At 48.4% G+C, this 21698-nt stretch carries 16 protein-coding genes; 13 read left to right on the top strand and 3 right to left on the bottom strand.

Translation table 11 applies throughout. The annotated features are described in order from the left end of the window. Window positions 1-59: 59 nt before the first annotated feature. The 11 genes from nikA to MH144_RS29340 all read left to right on the top strand — a co-directional run bounded on the left by nikA (window position 60) and on the right by MH144_RS29340 (window position 15295). Window positions 60-1607, top strand: coding sequence for a nickel ABC transporter substrate-binding protein (gene nikA / locus MH144_RS29290; RefSeq protein WP_239305664.1), 1548 nt, complete (start codon window positions 60-62; stop codon window positions 1605-1607). Then, window positions 1607-2554 carry a nickel ABC transporter permease gene (gene nikB / locus MH144_RS29295; RefSeq protein WP_239305665.1) on the top strand — a complete coding sequence of 316 codons (948 nt, stop codon included), beginning with the start codon at window positions 1607-1609 and terminating at the stop codon, window positions 2552-2554. Before nikA ends, nikB begins: the two co-directional genes overlap by 1 nt. Continuing rightward, entirely contained in the window at window positions 2551-3408 is an 858-nt protein-coding gene (nikC, locus tag MH144_RS29300; protein WP_239305666.1) for a nickel transporter permease, read from the top strand. Before nikB ends, nikC begins: the two co-directional genes overlap by 4 nt. Then, entirely contained in the window at window positions 3405-4205 is an 801-nt protein-coding gene (locus MH144_RS29305; RefSeq protein WP_239305667.1) for an ABC transporter ATP-binding protein, read from the top strand. Before nikC ends, MH144_RS29305 begins: the two co-directional genes overlap by 4 nt. Then, entirely contained in the window at window positions 4202-5056 is an 855-nt protein-coding gene (locus MH144_RS29310; protein ID WP_239305668.1) for an ABC transporter ATP-binding protein, read from the top strand. Before MH144_RS29305 ends, MH144_RS29310 begins: the two co-directional genes overlap by 4 nt. A 528-nt stretch (window positions 5057-5584) precedes the next feature. Continuing rightward, window positions 5585-6682, top strand: coding sequence for an iron-siderophore ABC transporter substrate-binding protein (locus MH144_RS29315; protein WP_239305669.1), 1098 nt, complete (start codon window positions 5585-5587; stop codon window positions 6680-6682). Continuing rightward, window positions 6675-7715: a FecCD family ABC transporter permease gene (locus MH144_RS29320; RefSeq protein WP_239305670.1), complete on the top strand. Its 1041-nt coding sequence runs from the start codon at window positions 6675-6677 to the stop codon at window positions 7713-7715. The genes MH144_RS29315 and MH144_RS29320 overlap by 8 nt, the downstream gene beginning before the upstream one ends. Continuing rightward, window positions 7712-8743, top strand: a complete 1032-nt coding sequence (locus MH144_RS29325; RefSeq protein ID WP_239305671.1) for a FecCD family ABC transporter permease — start codon at window positions 7712-7714, stop codon at window positions 8741-8743. Before MH144_RS29320 ends, MH144_RS29325 begins: the two co-directional genes overlap by 4 nt. Next, window positions 8743-9552 carry an ABC transporter ATP-binding protein gene (locus MH144_RS29330; protein ID WP_239305672.1) on the top strand — a complete coding sequence of 270 codons (810 nt, stop codon included), beginning with the start codon at window positions 8743-8745 and terminating at the stop codon, window positions 9550-9552. The genes MH144_RS29325 and MH144_RS29330 overlap by 1 nt, the downstream gene beginning before the upstream one ends. Before the next feature lie 433 nt (window positions 9553-9985). Next, window positions 9986-11491, top strand: coding sequence for a malate:quinone oxidoreductase (locus MH144_RS29335; protein ID WP_239305673.1), 1506 nt, complete (start codon window positions 9986-9988; stop codon window positions 11489-11491). 255 nt (window positions 11492-11746) lie between these two features. Then, window positions 11747-15295, top strand: a complete 3549-nt coding sequence (locus MH144_RS29340; protein WP_239305674.1) for an S-layer homology domain-containing protein — start codon at window positions 11747-11749, stop codon at window positions 15293-15295. Window positions 15296-15389: 94 nt separating this feature from the next. On the opposite strand, the gene MH144_RS29345 is transcribed toward MH144_RS29340, so the two are convergent. Next, a complete protein-coding gene (locus MH144_RS29345; protein WP_239305676.1) occupies window positions 15390-16463 on the bottom strand; it encodes a hypothetical protein in 1074 nt (357 codons plus the stop codon). A 399-nt stretch (window positions 16464-16862) separates the two neighbouring features. On the opposite strand from MH144_RS29345, the gene MH144_RS29350 reads away from it, so the two are divergent. Next, window positions 16863-18962 carry a TerD family protein gene (locus tag MH144_RS29350; RefSeq protein ID WP_239305677.1) on the top strand — a complete coding sequence of 700 codons (2100 nt, stop codon included), beginning with the start codon at window positions 16863-16865 and terminating at the stop codon, window positions 18960-18962. 117 nt (window positions 18963-19079) lie between these two features. On the opposite strand, the gene MH144_RS29355 is transcribed toward MH144_RS29350, so the two are convergent. After that, the gene (locus tag MH144_RS29355; RefSeq protein WP_239305678.1) at window positions 19080-19799 is read right to left on the bottom strand and encodes a glycosyltransferase family 2 protein; all 720 of its coding nucleotides are present in this window, start codon (window positions 19797-19799) and stop codon (window positions 19080-19082) included. Further along, a complete protein-coding gene (locus tag MH144_RS29360) occupies window positions 19799-20536 on the bottom strand; it encodes a glycosyltransferase family 2 protein (RefSeq protein ID WP_239305679.1) in 738 nt (245 codons plus the stop codon). The genes MH144_RS29355 and MH144_RS29360 overlap by 1 nt, the downstream gene beginning before the upstream one ends. Window positions 20537-20752: 216 nt before the next feature. On the opposite strand from MH144_RS29360, the gene MH144_RS29365 reads away from it, so the two are divergent. Next, on the top strand, window positions 20753-21625 hold the full coding sequence (locus MH144_RS29365; RefSeq protein WP_239305680.1) for an AraC family transcriptional regulator: 873 nt from the start codon (window positions 20753-20755) through the stop codon (window positions 21623-21625). The last annotated feature ends 73 nt before the right edge of the window (window positions 21626-21698 follow it).

The raw sequence follows: 21698 nt of genomic DNA on the forward strand, positions 1-21698 counted from the left end.
CATTGTTTAAATAATAATTATTACGATTAAGATAACGATTGATAGAGAGGGGCATTACCTTGAATAAAAAGACGCCGCTGCTGGTGCTGACCTCCCTGGTCCTGAGCGCCGGACTGTTGAGCGCCTGTGGATCTTCCGAAACGAGTCCCGCTGCGCAGCCTTCCACCGATAAAAACGTTCACTTCCTATATAACTTTTCCACAAACTCACTTGACCCCCATGTCGACTCCAGCTATGTTCCGCTACGTGCGGGCATCACGGAAACGCTGGTTCGTCTCGACGAAGATAATCTGACGGTTGCACCATGGCTCGCTGAGAGCTGGGAAAGTGAAGACGGCCAGCATTGGACCATTGATCTACGCGACGATGTAACATTCCAGAACGGCAAGCCGATGACCGGTGAATCTGTTAAGGCATCACTTGAGCGTGCATTGACTGAAAGTGCAGCCATTCAGAATGCACTTAAGATCGACACGATTGAAGCCGAGGGCGACAAACTGGAGATCACAACTACACAGCCGTTTCCGGAATTCGCATCCGAGCTGGTTAACCCGAATACAGCCATTATTGACGTGAGCGAGCCGGATATCGTAAACAAGCCGATCGGCACCGGACCGTTCAAGCTGACTTCATTTACTCCGGGCAGCAAGCTAGAACTGGATCGCTATGATGAATACTGGGACGGTGCTTCACCGCTCGACTCGGTAACGTTCTCGTTTAACGAGGATGCCAATGCTCGTACACTCGCACTTCAATCCGGACAAGTCGATGTCGTATACCGTCCGGAAGTAGAAAGTCTGGAATCACTTAAAGCAATCGATGGCATGACGGTCGAGTCCACCTCCACGTTCCGCGTTCACCAGCTGACGATGAACATGCAGCGTGAAAGTATTAAGGACCTGAACGTACGCCGTGCACTGGATGCATTAATTGACCGTCAGGGTATCGTTGATACCATTCTGCTTGGCTATGGTGAGTCGGCTATCGGGCCGTTTCTGCCGTCTCTGCCGTTCGCACCTACCTATGACAAGTCAGCATCACAATCAGGTGAAGAAGCTGCGGTTCATTACCTGAAGGAAGCCGGCTACACGCTGCAAAACGGCGTTATGACCAAAGATGGCAAGCCACTGCAGCTGACGCTGCTTACATACTCGGCTCGCGCAGACCTGCCGCTCATTGCCCAAGTCTTCCAGTCTGACGCCAAGAAGATTGGCATCGATGTGCAAATTCGCCAGATCGACACGCCGGAGGATTATATGGCGTCCAATCGGGATTGGGATATCGCAACCTATAGTAATCTAACAGCACCGCGAGGTGATGCTGGTTACTATCTGAATGCAACATATCATCCGAAGGGCGCACTCAACTTTAGTGGATCAGAGGATCCGGAGCTAACGGCGATCATCGATGAGCTGAACCTCACAGTCGATCCGGAGAAGCGCGCAGAGCTTGCGGAAAAGGCCGCCAATTACGTGCACGACAACGTGCTGAATTCATTTGTCCTGCATCCGGGGACGATCGTTGCCTACAACGGCAAGAAGATCAAAAACTGGGTTACAACGCGCAGTGAGTATTACATGATTACCAATAAGCTGGATGTGATGTAATGTTTCGCATTTTGCTTCGCAAGTTTCTCGAAGTTTTTATTTTTCTACTATTCATTATGTTCGTGAGCTTCCTGTTCATCCGTCTGGCTCCCGGCGACCCGGTGCTCACGATTCTGAACGTAGACGAACTATCTGTCAGTCAGGAACAGGTTGAGGCTATGCGTGAAGAAATGGGCTTCAATGATTCACTGCCAGTTCAATTTGGCAATTGGCTGCTTGACTTCATCCGCCTGGATTTCGGTGTATCGTATTCGACAGGGCAGCCGGTTATGCAAACGCTAATGAGGGCGCTTCCGGCTACAGCGGAACTTACGATCGGCGCTCTGCTGGTCATGCTGGCTGTGGCCATCCCACTAGGATCATTGTCAGCATTGCATCGTGGCAGCTGGAGCGACCGGGGCAGCCGGTTGTTGTCCATTGTCGGCGCGGCGGTGCCCAGCTTCTGGCTCGGACTGATTCTGATCGACCTGTTCGGCGTGCGCTTCGGCAGTCTGCCGACGATGGGGCGGGACGGATTCGCATCACTTATTTTGCCATCTCTGACGCTGGGACTTGCCATCTCCAGCGTTTATGTACGACTTTTGCGTTCCAGCCTGTTGGATTCACTGAGTCAGGAGTTCGTTCGGTCTGCTCGGGCGAGGGGGTTATCTGAAGGTCGCATCTTCTTTTTGCATGCCTTCCGTCACAGTCTGCCACCAGTCATAACCGTCTTTGGTGTCAGTCTAGGCAGCCTCATTGGTGGGGTTGTCGTCATTGAGGTGCTGTTCGCCTACCCGGGCATTGGCAAGCTCGTCGTTGATGCCATCCGCCAGCGCGACTATCCATTGATTCAGGGTTACATTCTGATCATGGCGGTCGTTGTATTCTTCGTGAATACGGCGGTCGATCTGTCCTATCGATATTTGAATCCGGAAATGAAACTCAAGGAAAGGGAGGCCCACCGATGAAAACGATGCTTCTGCGTCCACTGGCCGCTAAAAAATCGAAAAAACACAGCCTACAGGCGATCATTGCCCTGTTATTTGTGCTGCTGATCATCGGGTCTTCCATGTATGCCTTTGTTTATCTTAAGCATGACCCTACACTAACCGACCTGCGTGGACGGCTGCAGGGTGCAAGTGTTCTCCATCCATTTGGCACCGACCATCTGGGTCGAGACGTACTGACAAGATTGCTGCTTGGAGGCGGACAGACGCTCGGTTATAGTCTGCTGGCGCTTGGAGCGGCACTGCTCATTGGAATTCCGTTTGGCCTAATTGCAGGATACAAGCGTGGTTGGATAGATAAGCTCTTTATGCGGATTGCTGATGGCTTCCTTGCCTTTCCTGACACGATTGTTGCTATCGTGCTGAGTGGGCTGCTTGGGGCGGGTATCGGTAATTTGGTGCTGGCGATCGTGATCGTCAAGTGGGTCAGCTATGCACGCCTTGTCCGTAGTACCGTCCTGTCCGAGTCGCAAAAGGACTACATCCGTATTGCCCGGACCAATGGACTGTCAGACGCACGCATTATGACCAAGCATCTGCTCCCGCATATTGCTGGGCATGTGCTCGTACTGGCAAGCCTCGATCTGGGGAAGATCATCCTGCTCATTTCCTCGTTATCCTACATCGGACTTGGGGCTCAGCCACCAACACCTGAATGGGGAGCGATGCTAAATGACTCCAGACCATACTTCCAGTCAAGGCCAGAGCTTATGGTCTATCCTGGTCTAGCCATCGTAGTGGTAGTACTGCTTGCGAATATGCTCGGCGACTATCTGAGAGACCGCTTTGACGTGAAAAAGGAGGTGCAGCCGTGATTCTCTCCATAGAGGAATTAAGCATCTTCAGCCGTGAGCGTACTATTGTCGACAGCGTCTCTCTCGCCGTTCGGGAAGGCGAATTCATGGCGCTGGTCGGGCAGAGCGGTAGTGGCAAAAGTCTTCTCTCGCAGTCGATCGGCCAACTGCTTCCATCTAACCTGCACGCATCGGGGCGAATCATGTTTGAAGGCAGTAACCTGCTCGAAAAAAAACCGAAGGAGATGCGCGCCCTGCGGGGAAGCCGCATCTCATATATTTTTCAGGATTATCAGGGGGCGTTTACGCCGTTTCGAAGTATTGGCGGACATTTCGATGAATACCAGAAAATCCATGGAGAAAAGTCTTCTGCCGTCCGGCACAAACGCGCCATCGAGGCGTTGGAGTCCGTCGGGCTTGGCGCAGAGCTGCTTCGGCGCTATCCGTTCCAGTTGAGCGGTGGTCAGCTTCAGCGTGCTTCCATCGCGACATCGCTCATGCTATCGCCAAGGCTGCTGATTGCCGACGAGGCAACTACGGCACTCGACAGCGTCTCGGGTCACCGCGTGTTGGAGCTGCTAGCGCGTAAGCAGGCTGAGACTGGCTGCGCTATTCTCTTCATTACACATGACTGGCGTCATGTGCGCCGCTACGCCAATCGGCTAGCTGTTATGAAGGAAGGACAGATCGTCGAGTCGGGCGGGAAACACCGTATTCTTGACCATCCGCAGCATGAGTATACACGTCAACTAATTGAAGCAGCCCCTGTCCTGAGCCGCTCGTTGAAATCGGGTCTAAAGGAGGCAGAAACGCAATGAAGACAACTGAAATGGAGTACCAAGAGGAATCATTCCCGGTAGAGGCACCTGTGCAGCAGGACAAGGGTCAATCCGAGTTGTCTGCCCAACCCGTACTGGGCGTGGAACATCTCAGCCGCACCTATGCTGGCGCTGAGCATCCAGCTGTAAACGGCGTCTCCTTCACCTTAAATCGAGGGGAGTGCCTTGGCCTGGTTGGCGAGAGCGGCTGTGGCAAGAGTACGCTCGCCCGCTGTCTGCTGCGGATCGAAGACGCTGATTCAGGCTCGATCATGCTGGGCCAAGAGGACATTGCGCGGCTTAGCGGCCGACGCCTGCGTCCACATCGCAGGAAGATCCAGATTGTATTTCAGAATCCGGCTGCGGCACTGAACCCTAAGCTGAAGATTGCTGATTCACTGATCGACCCGTATGAGCAGTTCGGGAGAGATGTTAAGCTGTCACACTTCGCCTATACATCGAAGGACGCCTACGTGAAGCAGCTGCTTGAAGCTGTTGAGCTTCCAAGTGAACTCGCGGGGCGTTATCCGCACGAGTTAAGCGGGGGGCAACGTCAGCGCGTAACCATCGCACGTGCCATTGGTATCGAACCGGACGTTATCGTTCTTGACGAACCGACAGCCAGCCTGGATGTGATATCACAGGGTGCTGTGCTGCAATTGCTAACCGACTTACGGACATCACTGGGACTTTCATATTTGTTCATATCGCATGATCTGGCTGCCGTACACCGTATGAGCCAGCGTATCATCGTCATGAGAGAAGGAAAAATCGTCGATCGATTTGGTGCGGCTGCGCTATTCGCTGAGGAACGTCATCCGTATACGAAGGAACTCATTTCAATTTTCTGATTAAATCCCGATACAGAGGGACTTAGACATACCCAAATTGAAAAGCCACTTTCAATTAATATTGATTGTGGCTTTTTGATGTTACTTTTGTTTGTCTGTGAGTCCGAATAGTTAATACTCTTGCCCGTCTTACTTATTAACATAAGATACCTATTAATAATTCGTGTCCCCCTTTATTTCATGACTCCCGATAGTATGTATCCATATTTTTTGTTGACAATCTACTAAAACAAATGTAGATTTGTGATATCGATAATCATTATCAGTGTCACAATAAGTATAAATGCATAAATATACGAAAACATCATTCTCTACTTTTGTTATAGGTTGTTTGACACCGATACATAGAGACTGAGTTTCAGGTGAGCAGATGCATGCCACAACAATTCGGGACATCAGCTTCATTTAATCGCCCAGGTTGATTGAAAACGTTCTCGCAATGATTCGTGACCGTAGTTACAGTAACAGCAAGACAGGATAGTCATCATGATATCCAAAAATTTAATGGAGAAAAGGAAGGGTCTACACATGAAGGGGAAACAGAACATTTCATTAAAAGCACTAATCATCTCGATGATTATGATCTTGGCACTGGTGGGCTGCTCAACACAGCAATCCGATTCGACAACAGGTTCAACTCCAGCAGCGAACAGTTCGGCAAACACGGATGAATCAACGACAGAAACAGCGGTCACTCCAGATGAAAGTACACAATATCCAATTACCATCAAGCATGCTCTTGGAGAGACAGTGATCGAAAGCAAGCCTGAGCGAGTGGTTACCGTACAATGGGCCAACCATGACATTGCCCTTGCTCTTAACGTTGTCCCTGTTGGATTCTCAGCAGCAAACTTCGGTGTTCAGGATGATAGCGGACTGCTTCCTTGGACCAAAGAGAAACTGGACGAGCTTGGTGTAACAGATCCCAACGTGTTCCAGGATACAGATGGTCTTGATTTTGAAGCCATTTCGGATGCTAACCCTGATGTGATTCTTGCCGCGTACTCCGGTATTACACAAGAAGACTACGATACATTAAGCGAGATTGCTCCAGTTGTGGCTTATCCAACAGCTCCATGGGCAACGACGTGGCGTGAACAAGTAAACCTTAACGCTAAAGGCATGGGCATGGAAGCGGAAGGTGAGCAGCTGATCAAAGATACCGAAGACATGATTAAGGAGAAACTGAGTGCTTATCCTCAGATTGCTGGCAAAAAAGTTGTTTGGGTGAACTTCTCTGCGCAAGATATGTCCAAATTGCATATTTATACGCCAGTTGACTCTCGTGTCTCTTTCTTGGAAGAACTGGGATTGAGTAATCCCGAAAGTATCACCGAACTCATTAAGGATCCGAAAAGCTACTCATTGGAGCTAAGTGCTGAGAATGCAGAGGCTCTTAACGATGCCGATCTGCTGATTGGATACGGTAATGATGAATTGTTAAAGGCCATTCAGGCCGATTCCTTGCTGGGTAAAATTCCTGCGATCGAGAGAGGCTCGGTTGCCTTCATCGATAGCGACACACCTCTGGTGGCTGCCGGAACACCGAACCCGCTTTCGATTGCGTATACTATTGATGATTACCTGAAATTAATCGGGGCAGCGATCGACAAGATCAATGAATAGTTCTTCGACTTCCCAAAAGCATTCTTTAAAACTTCATATGCCTAAACATTTCAAGACGGTGCTGTTCATTTGCATCGTCTTGCTCGGCGTTTGCGTGTTGGCATCACTCACACTGGGTTCCCGGCTCGTAAGATGGAATGAACTGATGGACGGTTTGTTTCACTCCAATGTGGACTCCTACGGGGCAAATATTGTCCGCAAACGAATATCCCGGACCGTGTTCAGTTTATTTTGCGGAGCTGCACTGGGCGTCTCCGGAGCATTGATGCAATCGGTCACGCGCAACCCGCTCGCAGACCCGAGTATTCTGGGTGTGAATACGGGGGCGTCTCTGTTTGTTGTTTTCGGCATTGCCTTTCTGGGCATAAACTCGGCAGGCCAATATATCTGGCTGGCCTTGGTCGGTGCTGCGCTTACTGCTGTATTTGTATTTGCTGTCGGTTCCATGGGGCGGGGCGGCGCTACACCCATCAAACTGGTGCTAGCGGGAGCGGCCATAACGGCAGCCCTTTCTTCTCTAGTGACTGCCATCATGATTCCACGCGCCTATGTTATGGATCAATTCAGGTTCTGGCAAGTCGGCAGCGTCGGTTCAGGCAACTGGAGCGATATCGGTACGTTTGTGCCATTTCTGGCCATTGGTATCATCATTGCTTTTATTACAGCTCCAGCACTGAATGCATTGGCACTGGGTGACGACGTAGCAACCGGGCTGGGTGTTCGAACGGGAGTGCTCAGGCTGATTGCAGCACTTGCGGCGGTTCTATTGTGCGGTGCAACAACGGCACTGGCCGGTCCCATTGGTTTTATCGGACTTTTGGCGACGCATGTGATTCGGCTTATACTCGGCTCTGACTTGCGTTTTGTTATTCCGATGTCGGCCATCTCAGGTGCGATTATTTTGACGATATCCGACGTACTTGGCAGGCTCATCGGCAGTCCGGGAGAGCTTGAGGTCGGTGTGGTTACAGCCTTCATTGGAGCTCCAATTCTCATCATTTTAGCGATCAAATCGAAAGTGCGTTCATTATGAAAAATAATACGATGGAATTTATCATATCGGGCAGACGTCAAAGACGACGTCGGTGGGCCGTTGTTACTGCATTACTTGCTATACTCGCGCTCGCTCTATGCTGCGCCATGCTTTTGCTGGGAAATACCATTTACCCGCTTGGTGATGTCATCCGGGTCCTTTCCGGTGAGCAGATCAAGGGGGCGACGTTTGCAATCCATACCATACGTTTACCAAGGATGCTTGCAGGATTGTTTGCCGGTTTTGCCTTCGGTATGGCCGGGTATATCTTTCAGACCATGCTGCGCAACCCCTTGGCGAATCCGAATGTCATCGGTATAACCTCCGGTTCAAGCGCAGCAGCCGTGTTTTGCATCACAGTCATTCATGCAAACGGAGCCGTTGTTTCCATTGCTTCGGTCATTGCAGGTCTAGCGACAGTGGTATTGATCTATGTATTATCCAAGGGAAGAACCTTCTCGATCGGAAGATTGATCCTTGTCGGAATAGGCATACAAGCCATGCTGGATGCGGTCATATCCTATCTTTTGCTGGTAAGTTCGCAGCAGGATATTCCAACTGCACTTCGCTGGCTCAGCGGTAGTCTCAACGGCTCCAAGATGGACGAGCTTCCTCCTTTAATCATAGCAGTTCTGATCCTGTCGCCGTTTATTATTGTGCTAGGCAAACATCTTGGTTTACTGGAGCTTGGAGAACAATCGGCTACATCACTTGGCGTTGCTACGGATAAGACAAGAGTGGTACTCATCTTGTGTTCTGTAGGTATGATCGCTCTCGCGACAGCCACTACCGGTCCGATCGCTTTTGTTTCTTTCCTTTCGGGACCTATCGCGAAGAGACTAGCTGGGTCAGGCTTCTCAAATGCCATTCCGGCGGGGCTTGTTGGCGTTAACCTGGTCTTGGCTGCAGATCTCATCGGGCAATTTGCGTTCGAGGTCAGATATCCTGTCGGCATCATCACCGGCATTCTCGGAGCACCTTATCTGATCTACCTGCTCATCCGAATGAATCGAAAGGGAGAATTATAATGAAACCGACGCATGTGTTCCAAGCGGAAGACTTAGTGGCTGGCTATGACAATAAAACCGTTATTCATGGCGTAGACCTTGCGATTCCCAGCAACCAAATCAGTGTCATCATTGGGGCTAACGGCTGCGGGAAGTCTACGCTTCTTAAAACATTGGCACGTCTGATCAAGCCTATATCGGGAAAAATTACACTGGATGGAAAGCCGATCAGTAAATTCCCACCCAAGCAGCTGGCCAGGGTGGTGGGGCTGTTACCCCAATCCCCTATTGTACCGGAAGGGATCTCCGTGGCCGATTTGGTGGGGAGAGGGCGGTTTCCGCACCAGTCCTTGCTGAGCGGATGGACCAAGAAGGATTACGAAGCGGTAGCAGAAGCCATGGAGATCATGGACATTACCGAGTTTGCCAACCATAACATCGATGAGCTTTCAGGCGGTCAACGACAGCGGGTCTGGATTGCGATGGCTCTGGCGCAGCAGACGGATATCCTCTTTCTGGATGAACCAACAACCTTTTTGGATATTACCTATCAGGTTGAGATTCTCGATCTGCTCACCGACCTTAACCGGAGGCATGGAACAACCATTGTCATGGTGCTTCACGATATCAATCTGTCAGCCCGTTATGCGGATCATATCATTGCGCTGGTGGAAGGGAAGCTAGTCGCAGAGGGTGCTCCTTCTGACGTCATTACAAGCACCATGGTGAAAGACATATTTGGCCTGGACTGTACTGTAGTAGAAGATCCGTTGTCAGGCTCCCCCTTGGTCGTACCCCGGGGAAGATACCATGTACATGCTGGCGAGTAACATGCTAATCGGACGCTTGGTCTAAGAGGACACAGTAAAACAAAGCTTGTTCCAGGAATTCACCCTTTGGAATAGGCTTTTTCCTTGCCGAGAGGCGGCCGATTCAATTCCTTTTTCCTCATGAGGAGAATACGAACTAGAAACCTGACCTAAAGTGGCGTTATGGCTTGCCATGTTTTCTATTATCTTGAAAAAATAAATCTTTCACCCCTATAAGCGGGTTAGCGGTAAGGATGAAACTAAAGTATACTAACAGGTAAACCAAGTAACTTAAAATTGCATATTTCAATCTAACCGTAATATTGATACACTATGACCAAGGTTTAATTTCGTTCAGAAGAGGTTTGGGCCAGTCTAGAACGGGCTCGCTGCAAATGCCAAATCGATAACGCTTACATCCTTTTGGCAAATATAGGATATAAGGACGGTAGACATGAGCCAGGGACAAACGAGTACAGATGTTATCTTGATTGGTGCCGGAATTATGAGTGCAACATTGGGAACCTTGCTGAAGGAATTGGCACCAGAATGGAATATTAAGGTTTATGAAAAGCTCGCCAGTGCAGGAGAGGAAAGCTCCAACGAATGGAACAATGCCGGAACCGGCCACTCTGCACTTTGCGAATTGAACTATACCGTTGAGCGACCGGACGGAACTGTAGATATCAGCAAAGCCATTAAGGTGAATGAGCATTTTCAAGTCTCCAGACAATTTTGGTCCTATCTCGTCAATAGCAATCTGATTCGTAATCCGCGGGACTTCATTATGCCGCTTCCCCATTTGAGTTATGTGCATGGAGAGAGCAATGTCCTGTTTTTGAAAAGACGTTTTGAAGCCTTATCGAACCACCCTTTATTTGAAGGTATGGAATTCTCGGACGACCCGGCAAAATTGCGAAAATGGATTCCTCTGATGATGAAAGGCCGCAAGGGGAAAGAACCGATCGCAGCCACCAAAATCGACTCCGGTACGGATGTTAACTTTGGTGCTTTAACGCGCATGCTGCTCGATCACCTGAAAAATCAAAACGTGGATATCCACTACCAACATAGTGTGAAAAATATTAAACGCAAGCAAGATGGAGCTTGGGAATTAACGGTGAAGAATCTCAGCAACGGTGTAGTAGAGCGCCATACAGCCAAGTTTGTCTTTATCGGTGCAGGTGGCGGAAGCCTTCATTTGCTGCAAAAAACCGGCATTCCGGAAGGTAAACATATCGGCGGATTCCCGGTCAGCGGACTCTTCATGGTGTGCAAAAATCAGGAGGTCGTGGAGCAGCATCATGCCAAGGTGTATGGTAAAGCTTCGGTGGGCGCTCCGCCGATGTCGGTTCCGCATCTGGATACCCGATTTATTGATAATCAAAAGTCGCTGCTGTTCGGCCCTTTTGCCGGATTCTCACCTAAATTCCTAAAGACCGGTTCGAATGCCGACCTCATCACGTCAGTCAAAACACATAACCTTCTGACCATGCTTGCTGCAGGGGTCAAAGAGATCTCACTGACCAAATATCTGATTCAACAGCTTATGTTGTCCAAAGAGCAGCGCATGCAGGAACTGCGTGATTTTGTTCCAGGTGCCAAAAGCGAAGATTGGGATATGGTTCTGGCAGGTCAGCGTGTGCAGGTTATTAAGGATACGGTGCAAGGCGGCAAAGGAACGCTTCAATTCGGTACAGAAGTCGTTACTGCTGCAGATGGCTCAATAGCGGCATTACTCGGCGCTTCACCAGGGGCTTCCACTGCAGTGCAAGTCATGCTGGAGATTCTACAGCGATGCTTCCCGCAGCACATGGATTCATGGGAGCCGAAGATTAAGGAAATGATTCCTTCCTACGGCGAGTCCCTGGTGGAGAATCCGGATCTTCTTCGCAAGGTTCATACGACGACAGCCAAGGCACTTGGGCTGACAGATGAGAAGAAGGTTGCTTCGGTATAGCGAGTAAAGTGCTGAATCATATGCTTAAGCACGGGATCTGAATCTAATAAACACAGAAAGCTAAGACGGCTTAAGCCGTACTTGGCTTTTTGTCGTTCAACCATACAAAAAACACCAGAATATTCGGGTGTTTTTTAGGTTCATTTTCATACTGGTAGAGGGATGTAGAGTTTTTGTATAGCTCGATTTAATAGACTGAAATGTGAAGAGATTCAATGACTTTATTGTAAGCATAAATAGGGAGGTATGAGAAGTTTGAGTAAGATTAGAGCGTTAAGTGTATCACTCTTGGCTCTTATTATGGTCATCACGTCCATAATTTCACCAGCGCCTATAGCGATGGCAGCAAGTGACGTTATTTATGTGTCTTCTAACGGAAGCGACGAAGAGAACGTGACAGGCAGTGAAGGAGATCCTTTTGCAACCATTGAGAAGGCCCTTGAAAATGTAAGCAATACCGGGACAATTATTTTGCAGAGTAACATTACGTTGGACACAACGTTAGCCATCTCCTCTCTGGGGAGGAATATCACAATAACCTCAGAGTCAGGAAACAAATTCTCTATTATTCGCGGGGAAGGTTTGGTTAATGGTCACCTAATCCAAGTAAGTGCTGGAAGTAAAGCGACGAATAGCATTGCGTTTGATAACCTGATTATAGAGGGAAACAACGTTGATACCAATGCCCAAGTCTATGGCGTCAGTGCAACTGGTGGTACAGTGATTTTCATAAATACCGAGATCAGAAATCATACTGCAAAAGCCAGCAGCAGTCAGCCGGGAAGTGTCATCACCACAAGTGGCGGCAACTCGGCGGTCATGATTCAGGAGGGAACGCTTATTCATCACAATAAGGTCCTTGGCTTTATAGCAGAGAACCCATCTTCAATACTTGGCGCTGGATCGGGTGGGACTTTGGAAATTCAGGGCGGCCTGATCACGGACAATGAAATCTTAGAAGGAAACGGCGTTATTGTTGGGGTTGGATTATATCAGAGCCCAAACTTCAAGATGACTGGTGGGAAGATAACAGGAAACATATTGTCTGGAACGGAATTAAATGGAGGGGAAACCGTAGGTAATGTGGCTGTTTTTATGCGTGGCAGTGCCTCCCAAGCCCGGTTTGATTTTGGCGGTACAGCCTATGTCTACGATAATTTGAATACGGCTGGGGAGCAGAGAAACGTATATCTGAAAAATACGACGGCTACAAACAGTGCCTACTTGACCTTGATCAGTCCTATGCTACAAGGGGCTAAGGTTGGCGTGTACGCTAAAATCATGCCTGATGCCGACATCAATCCGGTGGTCGATATTGCAATCGGCGGGGGCAGCTATCAGGCACAGCAAGCTGATCAAGCTTACTTTGTATCTGATATCAACACAACGGCGGCTATTGCCTACGATGAGACTGTCAACAAAGTCGTTTTAACGTATCGAAAACCTGTTGATTTGGACATTACAAAGCCTGCAGAAGGTGATGTTGTTGGCACCAATCCGAAACTAAGCGGCACGGTTAGTGCTGGAGCAACAGTATCGGTAACATTAATCAATCAGCTGGACCCATCTAAGTCGATTGAAGGGGAAGCAACCATTCTTGATGATGGAAGTTGGGAGTTTACCCCGTCTTCACCTTTGGTCCCTGGAGCATATACGTTAAAAGTAACGGCGACCAATAACGGCGTATCTGCTGGACCGCTAACGAGGGATATAGTGGTGGTCGATAAAGAAGCACTTCAAAACAAACATGATGATATTACAGGTGAGAATCTGGAAGAGTCTCAATACACACCAGAAAGCTGGAAAACACTCGAAGATGCGTTGATTGAGGCTGATCGGGTGCTGAATGATTCGGGAGCAACCCAAGAGCAGGTGGACAAGGCACTTCAGGATCTATTGAATGCACGGACTGGGTTAACACCTACAATACCTGGTGTGGATAAAAGTCTCCTGCAACACAAGCATGATGATATTACAGGCGAGAATCTGGAAGAGTCTCAATACACACCAGAAAGCTGGAAAACACTCGAAGATGCGCTGATTGAAGCAGATCGGGTACTGAATGACCCGGAAGCAACCCAAGAGCAAGTAGACAAGGCACTTGAGGATCTGTCCGATGCGCGGAGGGAACTTACGAACGTAGTAGATACAGACTCCTCTATGCTGCAAATGCTAATTCCATCTACAGGCAGTCTATCTCCGGCTTTTGACCCGGCAAAAAAATCTTACGCCATTTCGGTCTCGAATAGCGTATACCAAATTCAGTTGACACCCACAGCGATTGATCCAAATGCCAAAATTGAAATTTCCGTTGGAGATGGCGATTGGCAGGTGGTTTCAAGTGGTATCGCAAGTGAGAATCTGCCCCTTCATGTAGGGGAAAACAAGATCGTTGTTAAGGTTACTGATTCATTTGGCCATGTAACGGAGTACAACATTATCGCAAACCGAGCACCGGCCAATAACAATAATAGTGGTGGCAATAGCGGCAATGGTGGAAGTAGCGGCGGAAGCATACCTGTGCCAACTCCAACTCCTGTACCTGTAACGCCGAAGGATAATTTGGTAACAACGTTGGATGGGAATAATCAACCGTTTGCCACTTCCAAGTCAAGCGGCGACAACCAAACGTTGGTCCAAGTGGATACATCCAAGCTGAACGATGCCTTGAATCAAGGCAAAGGCCAGCAGTTTGTCATCTATTCGCCTAACGAAGGAAATCTGAAGGTAGACGGATTAACAGTGGAGACGTTGAAACGATTGACGGATCAGGGAGCTGAGCTGAATATCAGTAATCCGCTTGCCATCTATCCTGTACCTGGCGGCAAAATGGATATAGCAGGTGTATCCAAGCAGCTTGGTAATGCTGCACCTACCGATATTGTTGTACTTGTTGATATTAAACGCTCTTCGGAAGCGACCATTGAAAATGCAAAAAATAAAGCGGCTGCCGAAGGGTATGAGCTGCTCGTGAACCCGGTCGATCTTGACCTAACATTCACCAAAGATGGACAGACTATTAGATCCGGACAGTTGAGCGGATACGCGCCGAAATATATTGCACTCCCGGATGGGGTAGATCCAAACCGAATTACAACAGGTGTGATTATCAATCCGGACGGAAGCATCTTCCACGTGCCGACGGTTGTAACGAAGATCGACAGCCGTTACTATGCACTCATTAATGATCTGCGCAGCAGTGGCACCTACTCCGTCATTTGGAATCCACAGGATTTCAGTGATGTTCGCTCCCACTGGGGCCAAACGGACATTAATAATATTGCTGCAAGACTGGACTTGAAGGGGAACGGAGATAACACGTTCTCACCGAATCGCAGTGTGACTCGTTCAGAGTTTGCGGAGATTGTGGTACTCGGTCTGGGATTAATGCGCCAGGATGCAGCGCAAAATATATTCCCTGATGTTACTGATTCTGCATGGTTCCGTTCAAGTGTATCTCTGGCGAATGAATTCGGTATCGTTCGGGGTTATGATGACGGAAACTTCTATGGCAATCAGGAAATCACCCGTGAACAGGGATTTGCCATGGTGGCTCGTGCATACCGTCTGATTGAACCCGATACTGCAATGAATGGTGACCAGATTACCTCTGAGCTTGCTCGCTACATGGATGCTGCTGATGTGTCCGTTTGGGCCCAAGAAGATGTGGCGCAACTGATCCAAGCAGGAATTATCCAAGGCAACGGGCCTGAGGTTCTCAGTCCAAACGCAAAAATGACCCGAGCGGAAGTTTCGGCACTTGTTGCCAGAATGCTAAAAATTACGAATCTGATTGATAAGTAAAAGATATAATTGCGAAAAGCCTTTGCTGACATTAACGTCGGCGAAGGCTTTTTGACGTACTATTTTGGATTAGTGCACGAAACTCCCTCCGAAACTACAGATAGATCCGTTTTGCTTCGTCTTCAAAGAACTGAGTTACATTCGGGTACGCGGTTATATCAATGCGCTGCTGTCTCATTATCCGATCAATGAAAACTGTGTCCATGAAGATTTTATTGATGATCGTTCTGCACCATTCCGAGTTGACTTCGAAATAATCAACCAATGCATGAATTTCGTCAAACCTGAAAAACAGGATGTAGGAAACATAGTTTTGAAGCAGCGTCTTGAAGCAATGGTCCCGATAGGGAGTGGAACGAGCTTCAGTCAGGAAATCCTTCATGATCTCAAACAACGCGGTTTTATTGTCGTCATTCATATGCAGCATCTGATCCACGTCATTGATGAGCCGCAGCATTGCTTCTAATCCTTCCTCCTCAGGCATGTTCAGCTTGGCAGATTTTCCTTCAATACAACGCAAAATCTCCAATGTAAGGTGTTTGCAGACCTGGATGTCGTGTGGAGCAATGGTGATCTGCCCGCTGTACTTATTCATATTTGTACTATAGTGATCATGAAATGCCGTGAAATAACGCTCCAATGAAATATCCGTTTTGGTATGTACCAAGTTCTGACTGTCAAATGAACATGCGTAGAGCGTTTCCTCATTAACCGGATGTGCATAAAGGTAGTAAAAGAAGAAAAAGTCTCTTACCTGGTGCTTCTGTTCCTCGTTTAAACGAGTGATCTCGCTCAAGTGAGACAGCTGCAAGAAGCTGTAGCTTTTCATGAAATCATTCATGGTGCTGTATGCGTTGTGCGAGTTAATGGACAGCGTAGTGTTGAGGGTGAACAGAAGATAATACAGGACCTGTTCATCATATATATCCATCTGCTGAAAAACATCTGCGAGAACAGGCTGCCAGTCTGGTGCAGATATATAATGCGGATCTCTTGGTATCAATTCGGACATCCAATTCGTGAAAGTCTCTTCCGGGTGATCCGTCAGAAACAAACCAGCACTGTCATCTTCGTATAAGCCGTATTCGAAAGGTTTCGTCCGTACAGGCGGCAATCCGCGTTTGAACTTGATATTGAGATACTCGTTATATAGCGTCTGAAGTTCCATCTGTCCTAACCTCGATTCATGCGTAGTTCTATACTAACTCTTACATAGTGGTATTCGACGCCAATTGTGGTGTTCCCTATTTTCGGCCTTCCATCAAGTGAGCTGTATCGATTAAGGGTGATATTGGGAAACGATTGATGCAGTCGTAATACTTTCACCCTGTTGGGAGATCGTGGAATCTGAGATGATGGGTCTACCAAAGGTTCGGGTCACGAACTTCGGACCTCTGGCCTTCAGGCTATTGCGATCCTTCCTTCTAACTCAATTGGATGAATAGGGTCGCAGCTCTCCTGAAGAATTTCTATTCAAGAGAGGAGGCGTCCAGGCTATTATATTCCTTCCTTCTTATGCTAACCTTTCATGTTATATAGGGATATAGCTTTCCTGGACTCTTTTATCATGAACCATAACACCATTTATTTGCGACGAGCAAACAAATTGATTATTGAACATCAAGGGGAGGAACAACTGCCCAAGTCTTACCTGGCTACTGCCCTAAAAAATATAGAAACGCTAGGATACATGTTCTCCGACGAACTGATGCGAGCCGTACGAAGATTATCCAAAGAACACTTTGAAGCATTCGTTGTTCAGTTGGTAGCGGATCTGAGAGTGATGGTCGGGGCACATGTGAAGTACCAACCGATGTATCCGGGATTCCCCATGCAGGTCATGCAGGAAGATGAAGCAGAGCTGTATCTCAATGCCATCATTCACTACCTAACCCTCGTATATCCTGATCGTGAACCGGTTGATAGACAGCCTTTGTCCGAGAAAAGCAATCTGAAAGTGATCCACTTGGGATGTGAGGAAGGGTTCAGAACACTTATCCGCCAGTTGATTGAAGCAAAGGGCTCCATTTCGGAGACGGACAAGAAAGACATTGATACCGTACTGGAACATGCAGAACCGGATGAGGTAGATGCGATACTGCCTACTGAAATTCCATTCAAGGAGAATGTGGGCTTCGTGGTGGCTTCGCTGTTGAAGCATGAAAAGGCGAGTATGGAACGAATCGGCCCGTACTTCAAAACGGCAACCGACGTCCTTCGTCTGGCTGCTGCCTGGTCGGATGGCGATGTCAGTCTGGCTGTACCTGCACGCTTCCGCAAGTTCAAACGTCGTGAGAGACGTCTATTGTTTGGTCTACTGGAGCAATGCGGGCCGATCACCGAGGACATGCTCCGGTATAAGGATCGCTGGGTGCGTCTGGGCGAGATTCTGCATCCTTCCGAATATAAGCTTCGGTATCCTCGCTGCGAAGAAGCCTTTAATATTCTGCGCAATAACAAGCCGTTTGCCACCTTTAATAGAAGCATGGAGCTGGCGTTCCAGTATCACAACACCTGGAGCCTGATCGATCTGCTGTCGCAGCGTCCGGGTGAGTTTGCCAGAAGGCTGGATCATCTACTGCGAATTACCGAGGATGAGGCCTATGTATTGCTGGCATTTAGTGAGGTAACTGCACAGGTATCGACGCCGGTGCTGCTGCAGGTGAGACAACATTTTGCCCAGCGTAATGAACCACAGGATCTTCGTGTCTTTTTCCCAAAAGGAAACGTGGCAAAGGCATTTGGCGTTCCGAATCAGCTGCCAGAGCTGGATGAGGCGACGTGCCGGGAAGTTGTGCAATTGTGCGAGCAGGCTCTGGTCGAACGGTTCGCTGCGCTTCCTCCGCTTGGTAAGACGTATATCGATGAACGGCTTCATGACTATCTCGTGCCTTTTTCCCAACGTTCCGCTAGCAAAGCCCTGCGTACCCTTGTAAGAGGCAGCCGGGTACCCATGGGCGAAGGAGATACAATTCGTTTCTTCAACTGGTGGAAGGAAGGCATGGTCAACGGGCAGGACACAGGTCGCGTCGATATTGACCTGTCTGCGGTAATGTATGACGAGAACTGGAGTTATGTCGAGCACATCTCCTATACGAATCTGCGTTCCACCAAGTACAAGGCTGTCCACAGTGGAGATATCGTATCGGCTCCGCAGGGTGCATGCGAGTTCATTGACCTGCATATTCCGTCAATCGTTAATTATGGCGGCCGATATGTTGTGGCTTCATTGCTGTCGTTCACGAGTCATCCGTATTGCGATCTTCCGGAATGCTTCGCGGGGTGGATGATGCGCAAGAAGCCAGGGTCGGGAGAGATTTTTGAACCATCTACGGTGGCTAACAAAATTGATATTACAGCAGATACACAGATTACGATTCCTGTCATACTTGATCTAGTAGATCGCACGGTGATCTGGACCGATCTTGCCCTAACCAGCCACCCACACTATTACAACAATGTAGAGGGCAATGAGAAGGGAATGGTCTTGATGGGCAAAGCCATGACCGCATTACGCAAGCCCAATCTGTACGACCTGTTCATGCTGCATGCAAAGGCCCGAGGCGAACGGGTAGATACGCTGGATCAGGCGGCCACAGTCTATTCGGTGGAGCAAGGGGTTACCCCGTATGATATCGAGCAGATTATGGCGGAGTACCTGGCTTGATAAGATAGAGAAACCTACAGCTATACATTGAAGAAGAGCAGCTGATCGCTGCTCTTTTTGCTGTGTTATCTCATTTTAAATTCACAGAGAACAGGTGAAATTAATTGTTAGATAAGGCTAGTGAGCACGTACGAATCTTCTTGGATTCTTCACTTTCAGCACCTTCACATTTTTCGTCAAAAGATCTCTATCACTCACAATCCATGTGTGATCTGCGGAGTTCCTTCTACGGACCGCAAGGAAGTTGGACGGGCTCCCCGCGTAGATCCTGTAGCCTTTTGCCAAGCTGTCCGAACAGAATGCTACGCATTCTCCTCGATTTTTATCACGAAATCCAACCTCAGTGACCACCTGCCGTTTAACAAGAAGGGTTGCGCCTTGAATCAGGGGGACATATTGATTAGCCTTCGTAGGGTAACGAAGAAGAAGGAGTTTTTTGCTGTTAAGGTACATATAGTGGGCGCGTTTCCCTACAATATCTGCATTGGTTTTTACCAGGGTACGCACACTATCCCTTAGATAGCTCGGTGCATAATAATCGTCGTCATCGAATTTGGCAATGAGGGCATATCTGGCCAGTGCAGTCCCGTGATTAAGGCAAAGGCCAAGGGATAGATTTTCTGGTAAGGAGATTACCCTTACGTTCTCATATTGATTAGCGGCCTTCATATAGTTGCTCACCTTCAGCTTGTCATTGTTTAATATGACGATAAGCTCCTTATGCTTGTAATTTTGGCGCCCGTAGTTACGGAAAAGGTTGTCCATGCATTCTTGCCGTTTGGTACTGACAATAATGGAAACGGCATGTTGACTACGAATACGAACTGGAGCTGCCATCAGAAATCGCCCTTTGGTTTCTTCTGTACATATCGCTTATAATGCTTCGCTGTTCGGATCTTCTTGCTCTGCGAGATGAGTTCGTGATCACTGATGATCCATGTGTGGTCGGAAGAGTTTTTCCTGCGGATCGCGACAAAGTTATGCCTGCCTCCCGAGTATACGTTGTATCCCTTCCGTTTACTTCTTATGCAAAACAGATCATCTTCACCGACGCTTCGATTCGGAAACTGAACATGGCTGAATACATCCCGTTTAAAGACAAGCGTAGCACCAGGGAGAAGGGTTACAGGACGATGTTCATCCTGGGGAAAACGAAGGAGCAGTTTCCTGGATCCTCTTAAATACAGATAATGTGCCCGCTTGCCAATGACATCGGCATCCGTTCTCTTGAAAGTCTGCAGGTTTTCCGTCAAATAATAGGGAGCATAGTAATCGTCATCATCAAACTTGGCAATATAGCTGTATTTTGTTTTCTTGATCGCATAATTGAGGCAAGCACCGAGAGAGGTACGTTCTGGCAGACGAAAAACGTGTACGTTCCGAAGCTTTTTGGCTAAGCTTTGATAAGGAGCAAGAGGAATATTATCATTGTTGACGATAACGATCATCTCTTTCTTGGGGTGCTTCTGTCGGCTGTAATTCTTAAATAGATTATGGATATAATTGTGGCGCTTGGTGCAGGCAATGATAGACACGCCTTGTTTGCTCTTGACTATTCCCGGGCTGGCTCCCATTCGATCGCGCTCCTTATCCGTGAGGTTCAAAACTATCTTTCTATAAAATATGTACATGACAAGTAAGAGGAACGGCATTGCTATAAAATGGAGAATTCGCCGTCTATGCTGGACGTCTGCGGATCAATAAAATGCTGCCTGCAGAATGGTGCAGGGATTGTCGGATGCCGGAAGAAAGGCTTTGTTATGCTTGGATCAATGGGGGAGGGAATGATGATGAATACACTGGCACGACTGAATGAGGGGTTAGCCTATATTGAGGATAATCTGACGGAGACATTGGATATGAAGGAGGTCGCGCGAATCGCGTGCTGCTCGGAATACCATTTTACACGAATGTTTTCCTTTCTTAGCGGTATTACCTTATCAGAGTACATTCGTCGCCGGCGCTTGACGCTGGCAGCGATGGAGCTCAGCAGTCATGATAGCAAAGTCATCGATGTTGCGCTCAAATATGGATATACCTCGCCGGATTCCTTCGCCAGGGCTTTTCAGAGCATGCATGGGGTCACACCCTCGGAAGCGAGGAATCATGGCCCTTCGCTCAAGGCCTTCCCCCGGATGACATTTCAATTGACCATTCAAGGAGGAAGCGAAATGAACTATCGTATCGAAGAGAAAGAAGCCTTTCGGATTGTGGGAATCAGTAAAAGGGTGCCAATCGTGTTCAACGGGGTGAACCCGGACATTGCTGCGATGTATCAGCAGCTTACCCCGGAATTGATCGAGACGATCAAGGGGTTATCCAATGTTCAGCCGCTGGGGATCATCAGTGCTTCGGCTCATTTTAGCGAAGGACGGATGGAGGAGAAGGGCGAACTGGATCATTATATCGGTGCAGCCACGACCCAAGTGGCCCCCGAGGGCCTGGCATGCTTGGAAGTACCCGCATCGACATGGGCTGTGTTTACTGCAGTTGGCCCCTTTCCGAGTGCGCTTCAGAATGTGTGGGGACGAATCTACTCCGAGTGGTTTCCTTCATCGGATTATGAACTTAGTGAAGGACCGGAAATGCTGTGGAATGAGCACAAGGATGTTACCTTGCCGCAATACAGAAGCGAGATATGGATTCCGATCCGTAAGAGCTAAAGCAACGTTTAGTATTCCTAAGGTGAAGCAGGAAAATAGACCGGATACGTGGAAAGGGTAACCGACCTGTTTC

The sequence above is a fragment of the Paenibacillus sp. ACRRY genome (assembly GCF_022346995.1).
Lineage (GTDB): Bacteria > Bacillota > Bacilli > Paenibacillales > Paenibacillaceae > Paenibacillus.

What these genes read in the sequence shown, in the direction of transcription:
- nikB (WP_239305665.1), top strand. Translation starts at nt 1,607, where the DNA reads ATGTTTCGCATTTTGCTTCGCAAGTTTCTCGAAGTTTTTATTTTTCTA.
- nikC (WP_239305666.1), top strand. Translation starts at nt 2,551, where the DNA reads ATGAAAACGATGCTTCTGCGTCCACTGGCCGCTAAAAAATCGAAAAAA.
- MH144_RS29310 (WP_239305668.1), top strand. Translation starts at nt 4,202, where the DNA reads ATGAAGACAACTGAAATGGAGTACCAAGAGGAATCATTCCCGGTAGAG.
- MH144_RS29315 (WP_239305669.1), top strand. Translation starts at nt 5,585, where the DNA reads ATGAAGGGGAAACAGAACATTTCATTAAAAGCACTAATCATCTCGATG.
- MH144_RS29320 (WP_239305670.1), top strand. Translation starts at nt 6,675, where the DNA reads ATGAATAGTTCTTCGACTTCCCAAAAGCATTCTTTAAAACTTCATATG.
- MH144_RS29325 (WP_239305671.1), top strand. Translation starts at nt 7,712, where the DNA reads ATGAAAAATAATACGATGGAATTTATCATATCGGGCAGACGTCAAAGA.
- MH144_RS29330 (WP_239305672.1), top strand. Translation starts at nt 8,743, where the DNA reads ATGAAACCGACGCATGTGTTCCAAGCGGAAGACTTAGTGGCTGGCTAT.
- MH144_RS29335 (WP_239305673.1), top strand. Translation starts at nt 9,986, where the DNA reads ATGAGCCAGGGACAAACGAGTACAGATGTTATCTTGATTGGTGCCGGA.
- MH144_RS29345 (WP_239305676.1), bottom strand. Translation starts at nt 16,463, where the DNA reads ATGGAACTTCAGACGCTATATAACGAGTATCTCAATATCAAGTTCAAA.
- MH144_RS29350 (WP_239305677.1), top strand. Translation starts at nt 16,863, where the DNA reads ATGAACCATAACACCATTTATTTGCGACGAGCAAACAAATTGATTATT.
- MH144_RS29355 (WP_239305678.1), bottom strand. Translation starts at nt 19,799, where the DNA reads ATGGCAGCTCCAGTTCGTATTCGTAGTCAACATGCCGTTTCCATTATT.
- MH144_RS29360 (WP_239305679.1), bottom strand. Translation starts at nt 20,536, where the DNA reads ATGGGAGCCAGCCCGGGAATAGTCAAGAGCAAACAAGGCGTGTCTATC.
- MH144_RS29365 (WP_239305680.1), top strand. Translation starts at nt 20,753, where the DNA reads ATGAATACACTGGCACGACTGAATGAGGGGTTAGCCTATATTGAGGAT.